This is a genomic window from Streptomyces paradoxus, assembly GCF_014202475.1.
GTDB lineage: Bacteria > Actinomycetota > Actinomycetes > Streptomycetales > Streptomycetaceae > Streptomyces > Streptomyces paradoxus.
In genome coordinates this window covers 1-2,411 of sequence record NZ_JACHGV010000035.1, presented here as the reverse complement: position 1 = coordinate 2,411, position 2,411 = coordinate 1, and the positions used below count along the sequence as shown (strand labels likewise).

At 67.8% G+C, this 2,411-nt stretch carries 2 protein-coding genes and 1 pseudogene; all 3 read left to right on the top strand.

Annotated features, from left to right (window positions below; all coding sequences use genetic code 11):
* Window positions 1-86: pseudogene (locus HNR57_RS39075) on the top strand (IS5/IS1182 family transposase); the annotation flags it as partial.
* 109 nt (window positions 87-195) lie between these two features.
* The gene (locus HNR57_RS39070) at window positions 196-408 is read left to right on the top strand and encodes an MbtH family protein (RefSeq protein ID WP_221343546.1); all 213 of its coding nucleotides are present in this window, start codon (window positions 196-198) and stop codon (window positions 406-408) included.
* Window positions 409-678: 270 nt separating this feature from the next.
* The coding region (locus HNR57_RS39065) for a condensation domain-containing protein (RefSeq protein ID WP_184568182.1) at window positions 679-2,411 on the top strand (1,733 nt) is incomplete at its 3' end.

Below are 2,411 nucleotides of genomic sequence, written 5' to 3'. Positions count from 1 at the left end.
GGCGAATCTTCCGCAGAGCCCGATGCAGCCCGAACCGCATGACGTCAATCGCCAAGGCCGTCCTCACCCTGGAGCAGCACCGCTGAAAACCCTCAGTGCGGCGTGCTGTCGCCATATACGCGGCAGCCGACCGGAAATTCGTTGGTGAGAACCACTGACCATGCATGCATGTCATTGCCCAGAGAGGACAACGTGATGACGAATCCGTTCGATGATCCCGATGCCAACTACCTGGTCCTGGTGAACGAAGAGGGTCAGCACTCGCTCTGGCCGGTGTTCGTCGACGTACCCGAAGGCTGGGAGAAAGTCTTCGGGGAGGCCCCTCGCCAGGAGTGCCTCGACTACGTCGAGAAGTCCTGGACCGACATGCGTCCCAAGAGCCTGATCGCGGCCATGGAAGGCAAGTAGCATCCACCGGCCGCGGCCCCGGGACCGGCGTAGACCGGTCCCGGGCGGACGCTGCGGCCCTGAGGCACGGAGCCGACTGCGATCAGCTCCGTTCCCGGCGACGGTGTGGACGGACCCATCTGCCCAACTCCCGGGACGAATCGCCGATTTAGCGTTAACCACCAAGTCAACGCCTTGATCCAGGGGGCTGGGCGGTAATGCGGCACGCCCTGACGGAGGCGGGCCCCTGCTGTTCCAGTCGATGACGCGAACCGATTGGAGTATGCGGGAATGGCTACATCCGAGGCTGGGCTCCGGGAACTGATGGCCGGCCAGCTCGCTGTGTGGTACGCGCAGCAGCTCGCGCCCGACAACCTCGGATTCAACATCGCCGAGTACCTGGAGATCGGCGGTGGGGCCAAGCCCGACCTGCTGGTGGAGGCCGCACGACGCAGGCTGCGGGAGGCCGAGAGCCTGCGCCTGCGCATCCGCGTCATCGACGGAACGCCATGGCAGTACGTGCACGACGAGCGGGACTACCCCATCCACGTCGTCGACCTGAGCGAGGAGCCCGACCCGCGTGCGGCCGCCGAGGAGTGGATGCACGCCGACCTGCGCCGCCGGGTGGATCTCGACGGCGGCCCGCTCTCCTCCCAAGCCGTGATCAAGGTCGGCGAGGACCTGCACTTCTGGTACACCCGCGTTCACCACCTCGTCATGGACGGCCTCGGCGGCGTGGTGCTCGCCACCCGCGGCGCCGAGATCTACACCGCCCTCCTCGAAGGCCACGACCTGAACGACGGCACCCTTGAGCCGGTTTCCGTGCTCCTCGACGCCGACCGCGCCTATCGCTCATCCTCCGAGCCCGAGCAGGACCGGCAGTACTGGAACGACACCCTCGCGGGCCTGGCCGACGAGGTGCTCGCCGGTGCCACCCGCGCGGGCCGAAGGGCCCAACACGCCCCCATCCGCACTGCTGACGGCATAGACATGCAGGAGGCGGCGGCCCTGAAGGCGGCCGCGCGCCGCCTGAGGACCAGCCTTTCCGGGCTGCTGATCACCGCTGCGGCCATCTACGAACACCGGGTCACCGGAGCCCGTGACGTGGTCATCGGTCTCCCCGTACGAGGCCGGGCGGGCCACCGCGAGGCCGGCATCCCCGGCATGACTTCCAACATCCTTCCGGTCCGCGTGACCTTCGATCCGTGGACCACGGTGGCCGACGCCGTCCGGCAGACCTCCCGCGCGGTCCGCGAGGGCCTGCGCCACGAGCGCTACCGCCACGAGGAGATCCTCCGTGACCTGAAGATGGTCGACCGCGTTCTGTGCGGTCTGCACATCAACGTCATGGCGTTCGACTACGACCTGCACTTCGGTGACCTTCCCGTCGCTGCGCACAACCTCTCCACCGGCCCCGTCGACGGCATCCGGATCGACGTCTATGGCAGGTCGGGCCTCCAGATCAACGTCGATGCCAATCCGGGCCTCTACGACGCGACGTCCGCCGCCGACGTACTGCGACGCTTCCTGAACGTCGTGCACTGGCTCACCACCTCGCCCCCCACCGAACCTGTCGGGCGGGCCGAGCTGCTTGGTGAGGTTGAGCGTCGGCGGGTGGTGTCGGAGTGGAATGACACGGCTGCTGTGGTTCCGGTGGGGACGCTTCCGGAGTTGTTTGAGGCGCAGGTGGGGCGGGCGCCGGATGCCGTGGCGATCGTTGCTGACGGGGTTGAGGTGTCGTATGCGGAGCTGGATGCGCGTGCGAATCGCCTGGCGCGTCACCTTGTCGGCCAGGGCGTGGGTCCGGAGTCCGTGGTGGGCGTGTGCCTGGACCGCGGCGTCGACCTGATCGTGGCGCTGCTGGGTGTGGTGAAGGCGGGGGCTGCGTATCTGCCGGTGGATCCGGATCTTCCGGTGGAGCGGGTGGAGTTCGTTCTGGAGGATGCGGCTGCTGCGGTGGTGGTGACCGGCCGGGCGCAGTCCGGCCTGCTGGCTGGGGGGCTGCAGCAGATCGTGCTTGACGA